At 41.1% G+C, this 22,168-nt stretch carries 18 protein-coding genes; all 18 read left to right on the top strand.

Features of this window, described 5'->3' with window-relative positions; all coding sequences use genetic code 11:
• The first annotated feature begins 121 nt into the window (after positions 1-121).
• Positions 122-2,263, top strand: coding sequence for a toprim domain-containing protein (locus EAH77_RS15940; protein ID WP_140473802.1), 2,142 nt, complete (start codon positions 122-124; stop codon positions 2,261-2,263).
• Positions 2,264-2,266: 3 nt separating this feature from the next.
• Positions 2,267-2,719: a hypothetical protein gene (locus EAH77_RS15935; protein WP_140473801.1), complete on the top strand. Its 453-nt coding sequence runs from the start codon at positions 2,267-2,269 to the stop codon at positions 2,717-2,719.
• Positions 2,712-3,569 carry a hypothetical protein gene (locus EAH77_RS15930; protein ID WP_140473800.1) on the top strand — a complete coding sequence of 286 codons (858 nt, stop codon included), beginning with the start codon at positions 2,712-2,714 and terminating at the stop codon, positions 3,567-3,569. Before EAH77_RS15935 ends, EAH77_RS15930 begins: the two co-directional genes overlap by 8 nt.
• A gap of 45 nt (positions 3,570-3,614) precedes the next feature.
• The gene (locus EAH77_RS15925; RefSeq protein WP_140473799.1) at positions 3,615-4,262 is read left to right on the top strand and encodes a hypothetical protein; all 648 of its coding nucleotides are present in this window, start codon (positions 3,615-3,617) and stop codon (positions 4,260-4,262) included.
• Positions 4,255-4,902: a hypothetical protein gene (locus EAH77_RS15920; RefSeq protein WP_140473798.1), complete on the top strand. Its 648-nt coding sequence runs from the start codon at positions 4,255-4,257 to the stop codon at positions 4,900-4,902. Before EAH77_RS15925 ends, EAH77_RS15920 begins: the two co-directional genes overlap by 8 nt.
• Positions 4,903-5,456: 554 nt before the next feature.
• Entirely contained in the window at positions 5,457-7,811 is a 2,355-nt protein-coding gene (locus EAH77_RS15915) for a hypothetical protein (protein WP_140473797.1), read from the top strand.
• 488 nt (positions 7,812-8,299) lie between these two features.
• Positions 8,300-8,893 (top strand): hypothetical protein, encoded by a 594-nt coding sequence (locus EAH77_RS15910; RefSeq protein ID WP_140473796.1) that lies wholly within the window; start codon positions 8,300-8,302, stop codon positions 8,891-8,893.
• A gap of 60 nt (positions 8,894-8,953) precedes the next feature.
• Positions 8,954-11,206, top strand: coding sequence for a DNA gyrase subunit A (locus tag EAH77_RS15905; RefSeq protein WP_140473795.1), 2,253 nt, complete (start codon positions 8,954-8,956; stop codon positions 11,204-11,206).
• Between the two features lie 87 nt (positions 11,207-11,293).
• A complete protein-coding gene (locus EAH77_RS15900) occupies positions 11,294-12,226 on the top strand; it encodes a hypothetical protein (RefSeq protein ID WP_140473794.1) in 933 nt (310 codons plus the stop codon).
• Positions 12,216-12,569, top strand: coding sequence for a hypothetical protein (locus EAH77_RS15895; protein WP_140473793.1), 354 nt, complete (start codon positions 12,216-12,218; stop codon positions 12,567-12,569). The genes EAH77_RS15900 and EAH77_RS15895 overlap by 11 nt, the downstream gene beginning before the upstream one ends.
• Positions 12,566-14,431: a hypothetical protein gene (locus tag EAH77_RS15890; RefSeq protein WP_140473792.1), complete on the top strand. Its 1,866-nt coding sequence runs from the start codon at positions 12,566-12,568 to the stop codon at positions 14,429-14,431. Before EAH77_RS15895 ends, EAH77_RS15890 begins: the two co-directional genes overlap by 4 nt.
• A 64-nt stretch (positions 14,432-14,495) precedes the next feature.
• Positions 14,496-15,356, top strand: a complete 861-nt coding sequence (locus EAH77_RS15885) for a hypothetical protein (protein ID WP_140473791.1) — start codon at positions 14,496-14,498, stop codon at positions 15,354-15,356.
• A 19-nt stretch (positions 15,357-15,375) separates the two neighbouring features.
• Positions 15,376-15,948 carry a hypothetical protein gene (locus EAH77_RS15880; RefSeq protein WP_140473790.1) on the top strand — a complete coding sequence of 191 codons (573 nt, stop codon included), beginning with the start codon at positions 15,376-15,378 and terminating at the stop codon, positions 15,946-15,948.
• A gap of 104 nt (positions 15,949-16,052) precedes the next feature.
• Entirely contained in the window at positions 16,053-16,928 is an 876-nt protein-coding gene (locus tag EAH77_RS15875) for a 7-carboxy-7-deazaguanine synthase QueE (protein ID WP_140473789.1), read from the top strand.
• The gene (locus EAH77_RS15870; protein ID WP_140473788.1) at positions 16,928-17,278 is read left to right on the top strand and encodes a hypothetical protein; all 351 of its coding nucleotides are present in this window, start codon (positions 16,928-16,930) and stop codon (positions 17,276-17,278) included. The genes EAH77_RS15875 and EAH77_RS15870 overlap by 1 nt, the downstream gene beginning before the upstream one ends.
• Positions 17,275-20,385 carry a DNA polymerase gene (locus EAH77_RS15865; RefSeq protein WP_140473787.1) on the top strand — a complete coding sequence of 1,037 codons (3,111 nt, stop codon included), beginning with the start codon at positions 17,275-17,277 and terminating at the stop codon, positions 20,383-20,385. The genes EAH77_RS15870 and EAH77_RS15865 overlap by 4 nt, the downstream gene beginning before the upstream one ends.
• Before the next feature lie 172 nt (positions 20,386-20,557).
• Positions 20,558-21,139, top strand: coding sequence for a hypothetical protein (locus EAH77_RS15860; protein WP_140473786.1), 582 nt, complete (start codon positions 20,558-20,560; stop codon positions 21,137-21,139).
• A gap of 676 nt (positions 21,140-21,815) precedes the next feature.
• The gene (locus EAH77_RS15855; RefSeq protein ID WP_140473785.1) at positions 21,816-22,157 is read left to right on the top strand and encodes a hypothetical protein; all 342 of its coding nucleotides are present in this window, start codon (positions 21,816-21,818) and stop codon (positions 22,155-22,157) included.
• Positions 22,158-22,168: the final 11 nt, after the last annotated feature.

Below are 22,168 nucleotides of genomic sequence, written 5' to 3'. Positions count from 1 at the left end.
CAGATATGATGTAGTTATCTAACAGGGGCTTTTATAGCCCCTTATTTCTGCCTAAATAACGACAAAAGTAATCGTATTATATGGATATTAATTAAGTAAATCCTATTTATTGAGGTTAAGGATGTCCGAAACTATTCACAGTTATGACGATAAGAACATTCAAGTTCTTAGTCCGCTAGATGCTATCAGAAAGCGTCCTGGCATGTATATCAGTGACACTGAATTCGTCGCATATAAGTTGGGTTGTGAGGGTTATGAGAACGCCTTCGATGAAGTTAAAGCCGGCTATGCAACGAAAGTTCGAGTCATCCTTAGCGAGAAAAATGGTCGCATTACAATCATAGATAATGGCCGCGGTATTCCTATCGGCATTAACTCTGAAAGCGGCATGTCTACATTAAAAGCAATCTTCACTATTCCCCATTCTGGTGGTAAATTTGAAGATTCTGCTTATGGCGGCACCTCGGGCGGTCTGCATGGTATTGGTATTACTGCAGCCAATGCTCTTTCTCGTGAGCTAGACGTAATTACTTATCGTGATGGTAAGAAACGTCATCTGCATACTGAACATAGCGTTTCATGCTATTGGGATGATGCTAATCAGTCATGGGTTAAAGATCCAGAGTATGATCCACCAGCAGTTGAAACTGGTGATCTGAATGCTCACGGCACTGAGATTTCTTTCATCATTGATCACACCATTCCAAGCCTTGAAGGCTACGGTCGTGTGTTCCCAGTAGAAACTACTCGCCACCGTTTACAGCAGTTAGCATTCCTGAACCTTGGGGCTATTGTTGAGTTTACCTATGAACAAGGCGGCGAAACAGTTACTCAAGAGTTCTGCTACAAAACCTGGAAAGAATATTTCGACGCTCATGTGCGTAAGATTGATTCGGATGAAGAAGTATATACTCCAGAGTATATTTTCATCGACCATATGAACGAAGATAATACAGGTGTTCAAGCTCTGCTGTGCTTCAGTTCTGGATATGCCCGCAACATTCATGCATTCACTAACACTATCCTGAACCAATCTGGTGGTCGTCATGTGATTGGTTTGGAGAGAGCCATTTATTCGGCGTTCTTCAACTATGGATTTACCGATGATGAAGGTAATCCTTATAAGTTTGAAGAAAACGATCTATGTCGTGGTATCAATGGTATCCTTAGCATCTATATTAAAGACGCTAAGTATGGTAGCCAGACCAAAGAGCGTTTAACCACTAAGACCGCTGAATCTTTTGTTCAAGGTATTGTTGAACTGGATCTTCGTAAGTGGATCTTTAAGAACCAAGAAATCGCTAATAAGTTGTGTCATGCAGCAGCGATGCGTTATAACACTCGCCGTAATTCAGAACGTAACGTTAATCTGGCCAAAGCTGTTCAGATCAATGATGCTCCATCTGGTTCCAAGAAACCAATTCAAGCCAGTAACTATGTTGAATGTCACTCCTTAGATGCAACTCGTTGTGAGTTATTCATTGTAGAAGGTGACTCAGCATCTGGTCTGATGAAGAAAGGTCGTGATAAGAACCATCAAGCGATCATGCTTTTGAAAGGTAAAGTTCTGAACTCTGCTCGTGTTAACGAAGAGCGTATGCTTGCCCATAAAGAGCTAAGTTTGCTGGGTACAGTTATTGGTGCCGGCCTGTCCGATCTTTGTGATCCAAGCAAAAGTCGTTTCCAGAAGATCATTATCACAACAGATGCTGACTCAGATGGTGCTCACATTCGTACGCTGCTTCAAGGGTTCTTTGGTATTTATACCTATCCCCTGCTTGAAGCTGGATATATCTATGTGGTAGCTCCTCCACTGTACGGCGCAACTCAATATGCTAAGTACAAAGATTATACAGCTTTCGGTAATTCTAAGCTGGAACTGATCAAAGAGATCGAAGAGCTGCCGGATACTAGCTCCTTATTAGATCTTGGTGAAGCTGAAATCGCTGAGCGTCTGAAAGGTTGGGATATCACTCGCTATAAAGGTCTGGGTGAAATGTCGGCAGAGCAGACGGCGCATACTATATTGAACAAAGATACCCGCTTACTTCGTCAATTGACTGTTAGTGATCTGGACTCTTGTATGCAGTCTGTCAATGAAATGATGGGCAAACCTACCTGGTATCGTAAGCAAGCATTGGGTGGTGTTCCAGTTATGACTTCGTTCGAAGAAGCATTACAGGATCGTCCATTAAGCCCATTGGATATGGCAGTTGAAGAAGTTGATACAACTGCTATGGAAGAAATGGACGAAGAGGAATAATCGATGGACTCTCTCGGTGGTAAAACTGAGAGGGACTTTCAGAGCCTTGTAGTTGCAGGATATAAAACCCTCCCATACGAGGGTTTTTCTCTGAAAGAACCTCTAATTACGGTTACAGAATGTACTTTACCCGCTGGACTATACTTGCTTCGGATTAAGATGTCCAGTGATCCTGCCATTGCTATCCTTAGTTTATATGATAGTACATCTTTCCGCCCTTTGTCCGCAGGTGTAGTGGCAGTAGATAAGCTAATCATTGACCGTTGGAATTCTACAGACTCCTATCGTACAATTAAGACTATCCCTATAAAAGAATTTGCGGTGGGGTATAGCTCTGAAGTAGCTTTCGAGGGTTTCTCGGTAAAATTGCCCGATGATGGTGAGATATCTTGCGATACTCTTCTAGTAGTTTGTAGTGAGTGGGATTTATTACAATGGGAGATGGGCAATGTCTAAGATTGATGAAATTCGTGCATCTAAATGGAACCAAGTGGCCGGATTCCAAAGAAATCATATGGCAAATGGTGTAGTTGTCTCGATTTATCGTCGAGTCTTAGAACCTTTTGCAGCGGCTCATTCTCAGGTATGCTCTCTGCTTCGTCATACTGCTGGCGCTCAGATTCCCCCAATTACTCTTGCAGAAGCAGAATCTTCCGTAATGGATACTAGCGGAAGATTATTTCCAAATCCAGCTTACACGCCTAATCCAATTATGTATCGAGAGTTTGCACCCTTCAAACCTCCAGTTTTACAGAACGTCTGGAAGTTAGATAATGGTCAGAATCCCCCTTCAATTGATACTGATTTAAGCGTATTAAAAGCAGTACCAAATCCCGATGAAACCGCAATTAATTTGCAGAAATCAAAGGATATATTAACTGGATTTAACACCCTAAGTTTATCGTATTTAAGTAGTGAAGGACAAATTAAATCTATTAACCAAACAGACTTAATTTCTCTCGTTGAGCTGCTTGAATTAGAAAAAACCAGCATATTAATTACTGGTGGAACTTCTTCGGGTGGTACTACTCCAGTAGTGACTCCGATTGTGAAGTCGTATAATCCTGAGTTCCTATTAAAGTATTCGCAGTATATAAAAACAAGAACTGAATCGCTTTCAGAGATTATAAGTTTGTACTCACCTGAAACAGAGTCAATCCATTCCTTATATTATCGGTGGCTGGAGTTTTTCATCCACAGAACGGAAGGTGCTCTCAGCAAGTATAAGATGTCTGAGTTATCATTAGGGGTTAGTAAAGACTCGTTGAGAATCGCAGAATCTAAACATAATATCTTGCAAAGTTAGCTTTTTCAGACCTACCAGGCAATAAAGAAGATTACAGGTCAAAAAATGAATATGAATACTTATATTTCCTTAAAATCGATGAGTGAAGGCGACCGAGTATGGGTGTCTCCTCGTAGTATTGAGATTATGAACCAAGGAAATCCGAAAAAAGGACTTTTTCTAGACGCGAATTGCGTTGGAGTTACGGAATTCTCCAGCTATTACTCCGTTTTAGTAGTTAAACGTCGTGGAACCTTCTTAGCGTTCCTGACCCAGACCTCTATCAATGTGTATAGAACTTTCCAGTTCCGTCACTTTGTTGATCGCATCGAATGTAAGCTGTTCTTGCATCCGAAAGTTACCTTCAATGCACATACCTTGTGTGAGCATTACGATATCTCTACTGAAGCATCTCTATCTGTAATTGAGATTCTGGAAGAGACCTTATTCGGTTCCCCACGTGCAGATGCTTCCGAAGTTGCGGAACGCGTTAGTGATCGCTTGAACCATTTATTTGCAGGTAATAAGACCTTTACGTCTAACCTACCCTTCACCTCCAAACCATTCTACTCCATCAGCATTATGCCGACGGATTTTCAGATCAATGATAAATTCCTGGCACTTGATACTGATGGGTTCTGCCACTTCAAATCCCTCGCGGAATTGAAGGAGCTGAAAGAACAGAATAGTTTGCGAGTAGCGGCAAATGGTTAAATTCTATGTCAAAGATCTGACACTAACATTAGAGGTAAACGCTAAGGATATCTCTACTGACTATATTGCTCTCGAATATAGTGGTGATAATGCTACYCTCAAGATGTTGAAAAACTGGACAGTAGCATTTAACCTACCGCTGAATGCCTCTACGGTATCTGCTATAGAACTCATTCGATCTTTTGTAGGTGATGTAATCGTCACTTGTACAGAAGAAACTATGATTGATCATAAATATGCTGCTTATTTAGCATCTAAGAATGTATCAATCATTACTCCTTATGGTACGGATTTCCATAAGAACGTTGAGTATCTTAAAGAAGTAGTTGGATTTAACGCTGACATAGTAGTTGACCATCAGTTTAAATTTACTGGATTCGCTCTCGCACTTGCTCCAACTATGTATCAAGATTCTACTTATACGGTTATTGAAACAGAAATGGCATCCCGTTTATCATTCGTCAATAACTTTGTGAAAGCCCCTTCCCTGCATCTGAATACTCTAGCCGATATTAATGGCGACGCTAAAGAATGGCGTAGTGCTTTGTTAGAGTGTTTATGTTACTATGTTTACTGGCATAAACAGAAGTGGGAAAACAAGGCTTATCGGTGGGATAGCTCCCAAGATACCTGGATTTGAATTCCTATCAAAATATCCCTTGAAAACCTACCCTGTTTTCCTATATTATTAATTATGGATTGGATATTTGGAGTATTCGGTCCCGATATCAAAAGAATTCAATTTCTATTGATGCTCTTAGATATCTCGCACATTCTTTCAAGATCTGATCGTCTTGGAGGACTTAAACTGATCATTTATCTGAATTTTTTCTTCCCGCTTTCGGAAACGTTAGCGGGATTTTTTTGCTCTGAATTCAACAAAAACAAAAAATCCCGGATATCGTATATAGATACTATTACAGATTTTCTTATTTCCAGATTTCTCTTTAATTTTCAATTAATTCGAAAATCCCAAGTTTAATCATGGGATTAGTCTATGTTTTCTCGTATTATAACTAGTAACGATTCGTAAGTATCTGCCCTCTATGGGACTAGTCCTAAAATAGAGGTTTATTCGTTTAAGGTTAAGCAGGCTTTTACGAGATATCGTATTAAATTGAAATTATAAAAAGTGACTTGCTTATTCAGGTCGCTTAGTTGATCTGGTTTTAGTCTACAAGAGCATAAATAGACATGAAAAAAACGAACGTATTGAATACGCCTCCGTATTCGTTTCCAGCAAATAGCCCCTACGAGAATATTGTAGAAGGTCAAGGGTTCCGATGGATGCCAGCTGCTGCATTGCCATCATCTTTATTCCAGTTTGTCATTCTGGTCAATCATAAGAAGTTTGACTTCAATCCAATGCGCAAGAAAGAGATTAAATCTTTCGGGCCAGATACAAAATGGGATACCCGCTTATCTTTGCCGAATAAAGATATTCGTATCGTTCCAATGTCTATGAAGTTTGACCCTTCCTGTTATGATGAAGTTATCTATTGTGATCCATTCGATCCACGGTCAACAATCGGTGATTATCTTGACTGGGCATTGGGTTCAGCTCACTATGCTGTTAAACAAGGTTATTATTTTAACTGGTGTCAGCCTTCGAATACCAAATTGGTATTAGATTCTGGTGGCGCTCAGTTGAAAGTTGGTACTGCGGATTACGTTAATCCGTATGAAATTATTGATGTAATGAACCATGCAGCTAATGCTGGTTTTGCTTTGGATGTACCTCCAAAGTTAGACATTGATATTAAAAATGGTATGTCGAACGATATATTAGCTCATCTGCAAAAACGTAACAATAATGTGTTCTTGCAACATCGCCGTCCGGATTTGGCATTGCTCAATATCTTGCACGGTACAACTGTTCCTGAGTTTAAACGTTGGTTAGATATTGTCCAAGATGATGGCTTCCAAGGTTGGGCTTTGGGCATTGATGATTCCAATGATTTCTTAGCGGGCGTCCGCGGAGCATTGGTTCTTCATGAACACTTTAAAGGTTCGGATAAGCCATGGTGGCTTCATATCTTTGGTGCATCCGGTCCGAAAATCATCCCAGCAATGGCATGGTTCGGACGAGTGCATCCGCATATTACGTCGGACAGTTCGTCTTGGTTTGAAGGTGCTCGTCGAGGGACTTATTATATCCTGAATGAGTTTGGACTYATGTTCAATACCCGTCTTTCTCACCACTTGAAAGATCGTAGTATCCTGAAATCAATTACTGGCCAAAATAAACAGAATACGGATTTCTGCTGGTCTCCGGCAGGGATGWTACCGTGTCAGTGTGATATTTGTAACACAATGCAGTACACGGATTCAATTATTGATCATCCATATGAGGCAGCTATGATGTCTCTACATGATCTTATGACCATGAAACGTTTCGGTCATATCTGGAACACAATGGCTCAGACCATGACGTACCAGGAATATTATGCGACTACCCGTCTTTTGATGGGTTCTAAAGCCGCAGACATGGTTCAGTACATTGAAGTTGGTCTTCAGAGTGGTTTGCAAGAAGCAGAAGCCTTATTTACTGGTGGTCCGAGTAATAATGGGCGCAAGCAAGCTGGTCTGGTGACTAATAGCAGTGGCGGTCGCAAAATGGGCATTTTCGGCAATCGCGATATGTCTAAATTTAGTAAGAAAACAGATGCTCCTGCTGATAAGATCGAGGAACTGCCTGTTGATGTTATCTTGTCAGAAGACGAAGATGGCATCTTACTGAAAGAAGAACTCCGCCAACTGGCCATGGAAGATAATGAGAAATTCTTAGCGGATGAAGAAGATGTTGCTGCTCCGGCAGAACCATTGGAAGCTGCTGCTGAGGATGATGATCAAATCATTGAATCTACAGATGAAGTGCCTTTGGATGTTCCGACAGAGTTTGCTGTATTTAACCGCAAGCATAAGGTTCGCGGACTTCCAGGTTTAGTATGGGAAGATCCATCGTCTCCTGTTTATGGTTATTGTTCTGCCATTCAAGTAGGTGAACAAGAAGGACAACCTGAACCAAAATTGGGATGGCCTACCAGTAAATATGTGGCTAGGATGGGTTCTGCATGGATTTGTGTAACAAGTACACGTTACCAACTTAAATGGAAAGACGATAAATGCACTCGTGTTATATTGCCCCCTAAGCTAATTAATGAAGAGGCTATCACAGCATCCTTACCATCTTCTTGCCCATTACGCTTCGCACAGGGTTCCAACGTCGAATGCTTAATGAACTATATTGACCCAAATAGTCCAGAAGATATGGATCTGATGTCTACAATACATCCAGATTTACCGATGTTCATTTACTATAAGTTAATCAATACTCCAGAGTATTGGCGAATGATGGATTTTGGTCATGACCGCTCGTATACTCCGACTCAGTTAACTGAAGAGGATTTACAACATAGTAAGCGATGGAAACTGCATAAAGCATATTCAGAATTACGCGAAGAGCTACAGAAAGGGAATTATGATTTTGTTCCTTCGTTCGTAGACAATCCTGAATTCTTCCGCAAAACAGAACCCGCAAGACCATAGGGCAGACCAGAAAGGGGCTACTAGAAGGTAGTCCCTTGTTTTACGTTATTTGTACATACTTAAAAAGGAGATACAAAATGATCATCAGTAACTTATGATTCATTAATATGGAAAACATTAAGATGAAGTTGCCTAAAATCAATCCAATGGCCGAAATCTATGCGCAACTGATTAAGGTAATACTTTTTTTAGTATTTAGTTGTTACATCTTTTGGAATTACGTTGTCACACGCAATGCGTTTGATGGTAGTGACTTCGCTACCATAGTAGATGGTGGAATCTTAGCCATCTATGTAGGCTCAATGATTATTCATTTTACTTTAATGCTGATGACTTATCTGAAAGCAATTTCTAGGATGAGTCGCAGACTCTAAAATAATAAGAAATGGACAGGGTAATTTACAACAGAGTATATTGCAACATTCGGTGTATTAAGTAGTTGAGGAAGTCGTATTATATTGAAAGACATAATACGTTCTGAGGATAATATGACTTCCCCTTCACAAGACAGATCTTTCCTAGACAGCATTCTTGCTGATCTAATGGCCAGAGGCGTTAACGTTAAAGTAACTCTCGAGCCTTCCATTCAAGAAATCTTAACAGAAACTCCGGAAATGACTCGCGTTTTAATGGGTTATTTCACAACCGCAGTTCCTGTTTTGGATGAAGATCCCGCATCCTTTGTAAAAGCTGGTGAATGTCTTGGCATGATCCAGCAACGTTTAGATTACGCTTCATATCAATATGAGCGAATCCATCCTTTGTACAACGCCATTAAAGAACAGCAGCAGAACATTCGCCATTTTGCCATTCTAAATCTGGATGAATTGCGTTCTCTAAAAACTGTTGACCTTCGCGATGCAGCAATCTCCTACCTGACTAAAGATCATCTTCGCTTCTTAACCAAGCTGGATGAAGTCTATTCTCTTATTGCCTCAGTCAAAGAGAATCTGAAGAATGCTCACTTCTCCCTGAAACTCCAAATGGATTTGATCAACTGTAAAAACACCCGTTATCACGGTGCAGGCCAACTTGCTAGTGCTCCAGGATCTGCCGGCGTTGGGCGCACTGGCAGTCAATAAGCCAAGTTATTATCGTATAATAATGAAAATAAGTAAGTTATTTTTCAAGGGAGTTCCATTTTGGGCAATCTATTTGCAAGTCGAGAACGTGATAACTACACTGAAAAAGATTTCGGTGAAGAAATCCGAGAATCGATGTCTGAATATGCTATGTACGTGGCATATGACCGTTCTGTTCCATGTATCATTGACGGTTTAAAGCCGGTTCAGCGTCGTTCAGTATATGCGAGCTGGAACATGGGTCAGCGTCCGAACGGTAAAACTTCGAAATGTGCTAAACTGGTCGGTGAAGTCATGGGTAACTTCCACCCTCACGGTGATGGCAGTATTTATGAATCTATCGTTAAATTGACTTCTCCAACTACCGCCCGTTATAATCTCTTCTTTGAACGTCAAGGTAACTTCGGTGATGCCCCTATGGGTGACAGCGCAGCAGCCCCGCGTTATACTGAAACAAAGATTAACGAAGTTGGTGCATTATTCTTGGCTCAGCATGAATCTCTGCCATATGCCCCTAACTATGATGGGTCACAGCAAGAGCCAGTTTACCTCTGTCCAGCTTTTCCAGCTTTCTTGTTAAATGAAAGCGTTGGTATCGGTACTGGTATCTCTGGTTCGAATCCTGGACATACTTTGGTTGATATCTGTAACACTACAGAACATCTTCTGAACAATCCACAAGCTTCTGATGAAGAGTTGTTCCAAATCATTAAAGGGCCAGAGTATCCGATTGGCGGCAACTTAATGGACTTCGATACAAACCGAGCTGCTCTCCGCAATATTTATACTCGCGGTCGTGGTACTTTGTACTTTGAAGCAACATGGCGTTTGGAACCTTCGGATGATCCAGCTTGGAAAGTTCGTCTGGTAGTTGATTCTTTCTGTCCAGGTATGACCATCTATAGCTTTACTGAAGGTTATTTGAACACTTTGGTTAAGCAAGGTTTGATTGGATTTAAAGATGACTCAGCTGGTAGTGATAATGTCTGCATTAGCTTATATGCAAATAGCAATAACACGCTGATCAATAACGTTATCCCACAACTTCGCAGTTTCCATCGCAGCTATAATATGACTGCGGTTGATTTGATCAAGGTTATTGATCAAGAAACTGGCGAAGAACGTTTCGAAGAACGTCTGATCACTGCTACTTTAAAGTATGCAATCGGGCGTTGGTATAAATTCCGCAGTAATCTTTTAACTGATCATTTTACGTCAATGATCTGGTCACTCAATCAGGACTTGTGGAAAGCAGAAGTTCGTTATCGCTTAACCACTGAAGCTGGTCTGATTGATATGATTCGCGCATCCAGCACTCCAGAAGAGTTGGATCATGTTCTTCGTGAAATTATGGGCTTGAACGAAGAGCAGGCTGCTTATGTATTGCGCATTCGTTTAGGTACACTGATCAAAATGAACAGTGGTACTATCCAAGAAGAAATCGACGCAATCAATCATAAGATAAATCTTTCAGAGTATAATCGCTCCAATCTGAAAGAATACATTATCGAAGAACTGCGTGAAGTTCGCACCAAATATGGTGATAGTCGCCGGACAACGTTGTTTCAACAACAACCAATGCCAGAACGTGAAGAAGTTAATTATCTATTAACCGTTAAAGAGATGGATAACTCTTTGGTGATTAATGATTCTTGGCCTGCTAACGGTGTTGGCTTGACCAAAACGCGAAATGCTGTTGTTGCTCATGATCGTGTAGTCCTTGCAACCTATGATGGTAATATGATCGAGTCCACTGCTGAGAGTTTAGTTAGCTTCGGACCTTGGTACGCTGCCGGTGTTGCAACTGAGAAAGACGATATTATGGTCATTGTTGATGATAATAATAAAGTCGATTATCGTTGGATTCCAGAGGACTTCTCTCGCAAGTTGCGATTAACCCCGCGTGATGGAACTTTAATTCATGCAACGGGTATCACATCTACTGATCAGGGTGTAATCATTAACCTGAACGGTAATGCTTGGTCATTCCTGTCCCGCACCAATCTCGAAAAGTATGCGGTGAACAAAGTTGGCAAGTTCTGGTCTTATCAACAAGACAAGAAAACATATGCTACTCAAGTGATTCGCGTATCGGCTATGGATGATATTGTAGATGCTCTGGGTCAGCCAATTAGCTTTGATCATGGTGATGATGATCTGATCTCCAATGGTAAAGTGTTTGTAGTAAGTGACACTAACATGGTTGTCTTGAAATCAGGTCGCATCTCATATATGGATCGGACAGCAGTGTTTAGCCGTTGGGAGAATATTGTTGAGATCTTCCCATTGGGTAACAAGCAGTTGAAAAAGTAATCTAAATAAGTAACCTTTCTAAAGGGGCGGAGAAATCCAGCCCCTTTTTTCGGTTAAAATGGAGATATTCGAATAGAGGATATTTCCATGTTGAAGCCAACTCAAAAACCACGTCCAGTACCAATCGAAGGTGTGGAGCAACCGCAAACAGCTGGTACCGCAGTCTTCGAAAGTGACATGGGTCGCGAGCGGAACCAGATAGCAACCGTTATTATGGATTTGCTGAACGCTTTCTCCAAAGAGGGTAAGCATTCTAATCTGATGGCTCAATCCTCTAATGGTAAACAATTCCAAGAACGATTCCCCCTTGTTCGCCGCTATAGTCGCCAGCATACTCGCAAATTATCCTGCATTGAAATTAAAGTGGGGATGCTTCCCACTATTTCCCCTGATCTCGGGCCAGGATTTGAATTCAAGCCTACGAAAGTCCGTTCTATTATCCAAAGAGTTGTCGGTAACGTTCCCGTTGAGATTCTAGTGTCTGGACGTTCTTCCGAAGAGTCTGCTTTATACACTTGGGCAGTCAAACAGATATTCAACTCTTACGTTTTCAGACTCTATCGAGGCTTAATATTTAATAAAGCAGAGAACTGGCAGATCGGTTTCCCTCGCACAGTTGAATTTAGTGGTATGCAAGATGCAGAAGACATTTCCGGAGAAGATAATCTGGGCGGTGTTTTCTATATGGCCACAGCTTCTTTTGACATCATGTATGAAAGCGTCTTTGTCGAGAAAGCTGAGAAAGAACAAGCCAAAGTTCTGGTTAAAACAGAACCTTCTCTGATTCTTGTTCCCCAGAATTTCAATCCAGTAGGTGTAAATAAAGGCGATCGCCTACTCATTTTATTGGACACGAACGAACATTTAAGTAAAGCAGAAATTGTACCGGAACGAGCCGCTATTTTGTTGCCAAATCTGGATAAAAAAGCAGTCGAAATCTTTATAAATGGTTCGACAACATTTAAACTGGTCATAACATCTTCGACCCTCACAAGAGAACTCGAAATACATGTCAATTAAAGATGAAGTTAAACAAGCTATTCTTGATGCACTGAATATCCCCGAGTCTTTATCTGATGCTGTAATAGCTATCCCGAGCACTGAGCCTGTAAAGGTTTGGTACGAACCTAGCAAGTGTCGAGAGATTATTGAGTTCTTGAAAGAGAAACTGAAGATGCAGGTGCCAGTGTACATTGAGTTTAAGACTCGTGACCCATTAAGTGCTAAAGTCTTCGATGTTCGCGGTTATGTATCGGTTCAGAATATCGTGCACTTGCCGAAAGCGATTATCAATGCTCGAAGTGATGTACGCTTATATATGTACCATAATGAGTTAATCCTTCCTCCTGAGGTTATCCAATGACAATTAATACTTCTTTAAATCTAACCTCAGCCGGAACTCGAGTGGGGATGGACGAATTAGATCATCTGCAAACCCAGCTTTGGGATTCTACTTTAAATTTCCGCAAAGCTGCTATGTCTCCAGGAATAATCTCTAGCATTAATCCAATGGATGATCTGGCTACTTCTTTTAAGGTATCTGTATCCGGTTCTCAGCTCCTAGTTAATGTCGGTTCGGTTATGTTCGAAGATGGACACATAGCCAAGCTTGAGAATCCGCAGTATTTAGATATTCCGGCCGTCTCCTCTATGCTGGTAGCTACTTACATTGAACAAGCATCGGGGTATCAAAGAACTCTCTTTGCAGAAGAAGTTGAACCTCTCATTAGCCGAATGCTCAAAGTAGAATTGGTATCTGAAAGCCAATATGCTGTTTACTCCTTGAACCAGACACACGAAGTATTAGCCTATGTATCCAGTGCCGGTATTGCATATAGCCTTAGTGGAAAATCTCTCCGTCGTTGGGCTAATATCTATGATTGGAATCATCGGGCTAAAGTTGGTTCGGGTAAAGTTACTGATGCTAACATTCATGGCCTGACTTTATTCGATATGGCATTCAACTCTGGTCTGGGAGTCTGGTCTGCTCTGGGCAATGACGGTATCCTCGTTACTACAAAAGAGACTGAGGGTAATGTTGCCTATTCCGGTAGCTTGATGAAAGTAACCATCTTTAAAGAAGAATGGACAAAAGTGTCAGATACTTTATACACTTATGTTCCACCTTTCCAGCCCTTGACCTGTTTATATCTGAAAGATTCTACCGGAACACAAGTAGCATTCAAATATGGATTGTCTTCGAACGTCCCAACTGTGAAGTTAACATCCGTTCCACCGGCTCAAGCCGAATTGCTGATGTCTGTTTGCGCTACATTGAATTTCCGTGTGGATAAAGAGAATCCATTCTCTCTTTCAGCCCTGAGTAGTCAATCAACTGAACAGATCATCTATAAAGGTGCTCCATTACAGGCTTCTGCCCAACCGGTTATCAATCTAGCAACATGGGCTGATTACCCAATGAAAAATCTGAAATTGTATTTGACTTCGGATAATCAATTGACAACTCTACCACAAGAAGCTAAATCAGCCGCTAAATTGTCTGGCTTATCTGGTGCTGGTCAGACGGTCAATATTATTTTCTCATCTGCATCTAAAGTTCGAATGGTTCTGGCTAACAACACGGCTAAAGTTACTCTGAATATTGTTGTTAAAGTAACCGGTAAAGATGCTAATGGTAAAATTATCACAGATACTATTACTTTTGATAAGAATTGGGCGGCTAATGCAGATAAGAACTCTGCCTATAGCACTTTAGAATTCTTGTCAATCTCCTTCTTGCAATTGACCACTGGTACTGATGCAGATATCTCTACCACTTATCGACTCTTTGCCAATATTCCGGTTAATGGATTCTTGGTAAGTAGCTTTAACATTTCAACCCTCGGGATTGAATCTTATCAAGACTTAAGAAATGTACAGATTGCTCCTTTAGGCTTAGCTTCGGATAATCGTGAGCATACTTTCAGCGATCCCTATTTAGCAGATCCTTATCTGTCAACTGGTATTGCCGGAGGATATCTGAATTCTGGTGGTGTATTCGTAAGTCGCTTATTGACTTTTCCAGTGAATACTCGAATTCGTTTGTTGGCAGATTATCACCAAGCAACAGATGATGCGCTGATTATTACTTGGACGAATGCAGCTACTCCAACCAAGATAACTTCGGGAACTACTTTCGTAGATATTAAGGATGTAGCAGCAGGTTACTTGACAATTAAGAGTCCCTCAAAACTTAAAGGGTTTATTATTGAACCTTTAGCTTAATAGACCTCAATTAAATCCTTAAGTGTACGTAGGTTAAAATAAATAAAAGTTTGAGGGATATAATATGCAAAAGCGCTATTTCCGATATTTAGAAGATTTCAGTAACTTATCTCTGAAGTCTTTCTTAAAAGATATCCTGCATAAGGGCGTCTACTTGGGCTGCGACCTTGCTGTTAACGCCAAGAACGAAGTTACTTTCAGTGCAGGAAAGTATATCATGTCAGATGGTCTTATCGTTGAAGAGACCTCTGAGGTGAAAGTCGATACTCTTACTGAGGTCGAGGGTACGTCATGGCCTATCAAGACCGTTGTAGGTTACGGACCAGAAGAGTTAACGTTGCAACGTGATTCGATTAGCTACTCAGTAGTTAATGGTTTAGAATCAGATGAAACGTTTAATGCTCAAGGAACACCTTACATTATTCTAGGATGGTTACGCCGAAATGCAGATAATAGCTGGTCAGTAAAACAGCCATCTAAAATGAAGCCTCTTTCCGTTAGTCCTTTGAAAGTTGATATGGCAGTACCATTCCCGTCCGATACTGTGATGCCTTATGTCACTGTGTTGGGGTATGGGGTTCGTCAGAAGTTTGAGACATTTGCTAACTCTGCCGGTTTCCAAATTCATTTGGGAAATATCGAACCTCTAGCTCGGGTAAAATGTAAATTATTGGGAGTTCCTAGTACTGTACATCTTCGAGTTAATCTTAGTGGATCGGATAGTGAAACCGGTACTACTGAGTTTGAGATGTATACCTCTGAGGATAACTCAACGATTGACATCGACTTTAAGGTTAATCGTGCCGACTGTCGAAATTCTGCTTTGGGGTTTGAATTTACCATGGCAGACCGAAAAACAACTGTATCAGCCTCAGCCATTTTAGAAAGTATTTCTTTTGAAGTGGATCCTAGTAAATTAATGTAAGCAATGTAGAGATATGATCATGGCAGACCGAAAATTGTGTGCGAAGCTTTTGACCGACCTTTACTGCGTCGTGCTCATTGAGCGTAATAAAAAACCGGATCCGAATTCCAAAACGGCCAATCTGTGGTTCACCCGATCTCTGGGTAAGCGTGGGGTTATCCATGCAAACTATAAAGTGTCTCACGACATTCGCGAGATTTTGGATGATCCAGATTCTGACAGCTTCTATGCTGTTGTACGTCTGGTTCAAGAGCTTAATTATGGCGATCGCAGCAGCGTTATTCTGATGCACCCATTGAAAGCTCTGGCTAACACTGATGTCTTGCAGGTTAAAGACTCCGCCGTTATTGCCAAGCTGGAAACTGGCCACGTTTCGCTGGAACTGAAGTCTAAGAACCTGCTGCAATGGTGGACTCTGACTCAAGTATCTCGCCGTTCCCTGTTGTCTCAAGTAGACCGCTTCTCAGCGTACCCTATTTGCAATAATGTGGTATCATCTGAGATCGGCAAAGATTCAGAACTGGCCATGTCCGTGCATCAATCTGATGAGTTGATCAATATTCTTGACTTAGCAGACACCTGCGAAGCTTAATCATTGACGCTCTCTTGTAGAAGCCCTTCCCGTTTATTCGGTGGGGCTTTTCTCGTATTAGTTCGTATTAAATTAAGAAAGTTATAATTCAAAAGAAGGTTATCATGGATTTACTAGCCATTCAAGTTAAAGACGTTTCTATTAACGATGACGATGTACCACAATCTGCACCCGAAATTTCGTCAGAAGCAGCTGTCGAGTTTGCCAACGGTATTATTGACCGTGCACTCCTGCAAGGCTATCAGTTCCCTGAAGGTCTGACCCGCGAAGATTTTCTGAGCAGTGAGCTCCCACTTAATGAAGACTTCTTCTCTTTTCAAGGTGAAGGCGCTTCAAGCGGTATTCCGTCCTACTTTATCCGCACGAATAAATGTAACTTGCGCTGTACTTGGTGTGACTCCAAACGCACTTGGACTGCTAAAGCTCGTGTGGAAATGGCTGACCTGTTGTATAAAGTCCATTCTTCCAAAGCCCGCCGTATTATTCTGACCGGTGGTGAACCATTACTGCATCAGAAGAATAAGCAATTGAAAGCATTCTTGTTGATCTGTAAAGCTCTGGGTATGGCTCTTGAGATCGAAACATCCGGTTCAATGGACGCCAATGTTGATTTCCTCAAGCATTTTGATCAGATTAACATCAGCCCTAAACTCAGTAACTCTGAGTGCGGTATGAACATCAATGAAGAAGAAGGTCTGAAACGTTACGTTAAAGCGTTGCGTACTTTCACTTGCAATGATGCTCTGGTGACTCCATGGTTGAAATTCGTTATCGTCGAAGATAAAGATCTAGATGAAGTAAAATTACTTCTGAAAGAAACCGATATGGGGCCGGAGAATGTTTATCTGATGCCAGAAGGTGTAACTCTGGATAAACAGTTATTAGCAATGAAACGCATTGCGCTACTGTGCTTGGAAGAAGRCTATAACTTCTGCCCACGCGCACACGTTCTGGTCTGGAATGATAAACACGGTGTCTAATGACTCAGCAAWTCAAAGAGCTTTTACAAAAAGCCATAATTGATATTCTGATTGTCTCATATAAGTTAAAAGATGAGCTTCCAGAGTCTGTAGCGAAAATTCAAGCCACTCGCCTTGTTAATAAGCATTTTCCTCTGGATAAGATCATATCCGGTGTTTCAGATAAATTAGATTTTTCAGATGAGTCCTTCGAAAAGATCGACAATTTCTTTGAACGTCATGGTATCTCCCATGATTCGTCGAGAATCTCAGTCTTCTTTAGAAGCGTATATTCCATTAAAGGGGTAACGCAATATACTGCATTGCCAACTCTTGTAATTGAATACTTCAAAGAGTTATATCATAAATGAGCGAAATTCTATTAGACGATCGCATGGCGGGGTTCAATCCATATAACTTGAACCTTCGCGATTTTGATCGGGTTCCGCAGTTCTTACCGCGGATGAAAATGCCCAAAGCAGAGAACAGTGCGAGTCGTTGTCAGCAGGGCGTTTGCCCGATGTATTCTGGGATTAATCCCTACGAAGAGACTACCATCTTCAAAGATCCCAATGAAACTAAGCGCATGTTCATTGTTCTGGATTCTCCACCTCTGAAACCGACCGGAGACTATTGGGAATCCGAACAAGGTCGCTTCTTGCGTTCTATTATGCATCAGCAACGTTTGGAAGGTTTCTCAATTGCAGTCGGCTATCTGACCAAATGTAACTCAGCCAATAGCATCATTCATGGTAAGAAAGATGCTTTGAGTCCAGATAAGATCGCACATTGTGCCGGTAACCTCTATGAAGAAATGGCATCTTTTCAGCCCGATGTAGTGGTGGTTATGGGGGCAACTCCGGCTAACACATTCATCAATGGCGACAAAAGCCTGTACGAACTTCGTGGCAAATTGAATCGCATCTCTTGGGTTCATGGTATGGCTCCTGTTCCGACTATTGCCACTCTAAGTCCAGAACAAGTAGCAATGACCCCTTATCAGGGTGGTGTTGTTCGTATTGATCTGGCAAAAGCATTCTACTGGGGTATGTATGGCCTCGAGTTATATGACAAATGGTCAGTACGTGCTGAAACAGTAACCTTCCCGAATTTTACAGATGAAGATATTGATCGTTTTGAGCAGATCTGCCATGACGTTCTAAACTCTTCTCCTGATACTAAGATTTACACTGCATGGGATACGGAAGCGGAAAGCTTATCTAAATCTAAGAACCGCTTATATTCCTTTGGCTTCTCCCATCATCCAGAATGGGCATGTGCAATCAGTGTAGATCATCCAAGAGCTCCTTGGATGCCGGCTCAGAAAGAACGTCTGAAAAGTATTATCAATAGCTTTATTCTTGATCCTCGAATCATCCGTATTGCACATAATGCGACGTATGACTATGGTTTGATGGCAATCACAACTGGTGCTAAGATCCGTCCGGATTATGGTACTGATTATGATACTCAAGGTATGGCTCATGCATTAGAAGAAGAGTTCGCTTCTAAGGAATATCAAGATTATGCCAGCCCTCGCTATATTAATGCGTGGCAGTCTTTGGAGCATCAGATTGAGTTCTGGTTAGACTTTGAAGATCCTGGTTGGCAGAATATGAAAGGCTTTCGTGCTAAATTAGCATTACTCGATCCATGGAAAGTGGATGAGTATTGTGCGATGGACTGTGCGAACACTCTTCGTGTATTCTATATCTTATCAGCATCTCTGGCCGCTAAGTCTTATACTGCTTATCAATCAATCTGTGATATTTTGATGCCAATCGAATATGTAATGGCTCATATGGAACGGGTTGGTTTGCCGACAGACATTGAAGCTATTCATAGCCAATTGGATATTAACAATCCCGAATCAATGGCGTCAGAACAGGCACGCATGGAACGTGAGTTCTATGAAATGCCCATAGTTAAGAAAGCAAACCAGATTTATATTAGTAAGATGCCAAGAAAGCCATTGTTCAAGAATCGAAACTTCTTGAACATTAACTCATCCGATGATTTGGTTATTATCTTCTATGATTGCTTGCAGTATACTCCGCAAACGGTCTGGGATAAGAAAGCTGGTGAAAGGCGTGAGAAGAAATCAACTGATGCGGCTTTCTTGCAAGAGATTATTGATCATAAGAACACCGGGTATGAAGTAGCTGAGAAGCTTCTGGAATATCGTCAGTTCACGAAGTTGATCGGTACCTTCTTGACAGGTTTCCAAGAAAATATGGCCCGCCATTGGGATCAGCGAATTCGTGCAAGTTATCGTGCAACCAAAGCTGTAAGCGGACGAAGTACTTGTCAAGATCCAAATTTACAACAGATTCCGCGATCTGGTGATTCAAAGAACTCGACTAAGGGTTATGTAAAACAAGTTATCAAAGCCCCTAAAGGTTATACCCTGATCTCGGCTGACTTGAAAACAGCAGAAGTGTGTCAAGCTGCTCTATCTGCTGGAGATGCGAAGCTAGCAACTTCCTTTAACTTGTCTCGAGAGTTAGGGGATGCTTTTAAGTTAAATCCAGTAATGCAGATCTTTAAAGATCTGAAATTCAAGGGCGATGCACACAGGAGCAATGCTTCAGCTGCATATGATGTACCTCTAGAAGAAGTAACTGGGGAACAACGTCAAGCGGCTAAGAATATTTCATTCTTATGTATCTATTCCTACGATCCAGCGCCTATATTAGCCGGACGAATTGGGAAAACAACAGAAGAAGCCGTTGCAATTGTTAATACCTTCTTAGGTACTCTTGACATGCTTGGAACATACCTTCGAGGTCGTGATCCAATCTCAGAATATTACGGTTTACAACATTCGGCTTTAGGCAGAACGCGCTCCATGTATGCTGCAATGTTTAAATCTACTAACTCTGGATGGTATGATCACGCAATCAACCAAGGACGAAATAACGGTATCCAATCAGCTTCTTCCGATATCAACTTCTTGTCTGCCTTTAACACTCTGAAATATATCGAAGATAACGACAAAGACTGGAAAATCGTTAACTGTGTCCATGATATGATTCAGTTACAAGTTCCAATTGAAGATACTCCCGAAGCTTGTAGAGTTATGCAAAATTCAATTAGAACAGTAGACTTGAAACATTATGGATTACCTGATGACTTCGTAGTCTTTTTGTCAGACGCAGAGGTTGGGATCTCTTATTACAATCAAGTTGCATGGGACGGTACTCCTCAACATATGGAGCGTATCATGGAATGGATTCGTAAGGGTGATGCTGGAGAAGTTGATGTTAATAATAAGAAACTTACTCCAGAATCACTCTTTGAAGAATTACTCGAGCTTGAAGGTAAGGTTTCTAAATTCAGAGATGATCCTGAGAAGCACGACAAAGCCTTTAGTAGTGCAGTTAAGGTAGCCAAAGAGATTAAACTTCAATATGGTGATCCAGCTCTTGAAGGCATTAATGAGGATATCTTGAAAGAACTTGAAAAGCTAGCTGCTTGAGTCGTATAAAATAATGTTCCTTCGGGGTAAGCTTTAATCTCTTCCGGTTCGGCCTCTCTTACCGAGTAAAGATTATCGCCTCTCTTCCCCGAAGGAACATCTTCTATTTTTGAATGTCTAAGTAACCTCTATTAATATAGTAAAGTGTTCCTTATTAATAGAGATAGACATCATGTCAGAAATCATTTCCACTGCAATCCGTTCCGTTTTGTTAGCCGAACCGAACATCCCGACTTCAATTACTCCACTGCCCGCTGTCCGCTCTCCTGAAATTGTATCAGCCGCTGACTTTCGTAATCTTGAACCTTACCGCTTCGTAGCTACACAAGCCCGTGTTCAAGATCATCAAGATAATAGTCTCCTTGCAGGTGAATCCTATGTAATAGGATCTCCAACATCTCTGGATTATTATCAAAAGCTGCAAGCAGGTCTGGATCGTTATTTCCCTGAAGGCATGACTCTGCAAGATCTGAGTAATATTCAATTTCGTTTAGCATCACTAACCCCTGACGATATTAGTGCTATTTTGGACAAAGCTGAAGATAATGTGTATCATTATATTCCATTGAGCGGCGTCTCGTTTGAATCGTTCTCTCCTCGTTATAGTGATAATGGTGGCTATCTAGTCATTGAATGTAATATCACTGTTAAGACTGAAGGTGGTCAAGACGAGAGAGGGTTGCAAATTCAATACCATAAAGCAACTCAGCGTTTTGCGTGGGCTAATTATCTGGATAACTTCAACAATAATTAATCCAGCATTATCTGCAATTGAAACCCACTTCGGTGGGTTTTTCTCGTATTAAAATCCTAATAATTTATAAGAGATAGATAATGATTAAGCTCGTTAAAGCAAATCTTGATATTATTTTGGCATTTCTTTTCGCATTGGGATACACAATTGATCAATTCGCTAGCGAACATTGGCACTCGACCACTACGCTCAAGTTAAAGATTACTGGGGCTTTCATGGTCTTCTGTTATTCTTTCATCACTATGTACATGATCATGTACGTTGCACTCTTGATTGGATTCTGGATATTCAGAAAAAGGTAATATGATTCAGATCCGTGATTATATTTTATCGCTATCGGATTCTGAAAGATATTTAACTGATAATGAGAAGCGGATTCTCAAAGATATTACTAAACGAGTCCACCAAAGAAGATTCGTAGAACAATTACGGAAATGTTATTCTCAGTTAGAAGATATCCGATTAGACTTAGAATCCTTTAAGAAGGACTACTAAATGTTGCAGAATGTTCTTGATTTTCTTATATGGCCAGCTTATATAGGTGCTGCTTATTGTCTCTTTCGCATGTGGATATTGGGAGCTGAAATTAGAAAATTGCTTCGAGAGATGTTTGACAGAGGTTTACTCTGATATAATTAATAGAACTCTTTCCCATGTGCAAATGTAGGATGTTATTATGAGCAATAAGATTAAAGCAGCGATTGAAGCAGCAGCCCTGACAGCAAACTCCGAAGATGTTACTCAGAGCGTAGCAGATGCTATTAACTCCGCGGTTGCAGGCTTAACTCCGGGCGTTATCAACTCTGCACTGGAGGCCGATTCTATCTCTTTGTCAATCACTAGCTTTCAAAGTGTTGACATTGAAGACAGCTTTGTTACTGCTGGTACTACTTTCGTAGAAATGACTCTGAATGGCGGTGAAGGTACTTTTGATGGTCAGCCTATTGGTGGTGCTATTCCGGTAGCAGCTACTTGGGTAAATGGTCAACTGGTTGATTTTGAATATCAGCCTGATTAACAAAGCCGCTC

Source organism: Ewingella americana (genome assembly GCF_006438725.1).
GTDB lineage: Bacteria > Pseudomonadota > Gammaproteobacteria > Enterobacterales > Enterobacteriaceae > Ewingella > Ewingella americana_A.
The sequence above is the reverse complement of the archived record's forward strand: the minus strand, read 5'-3'. Positions and strand labels throughout refer to the sequence as shown.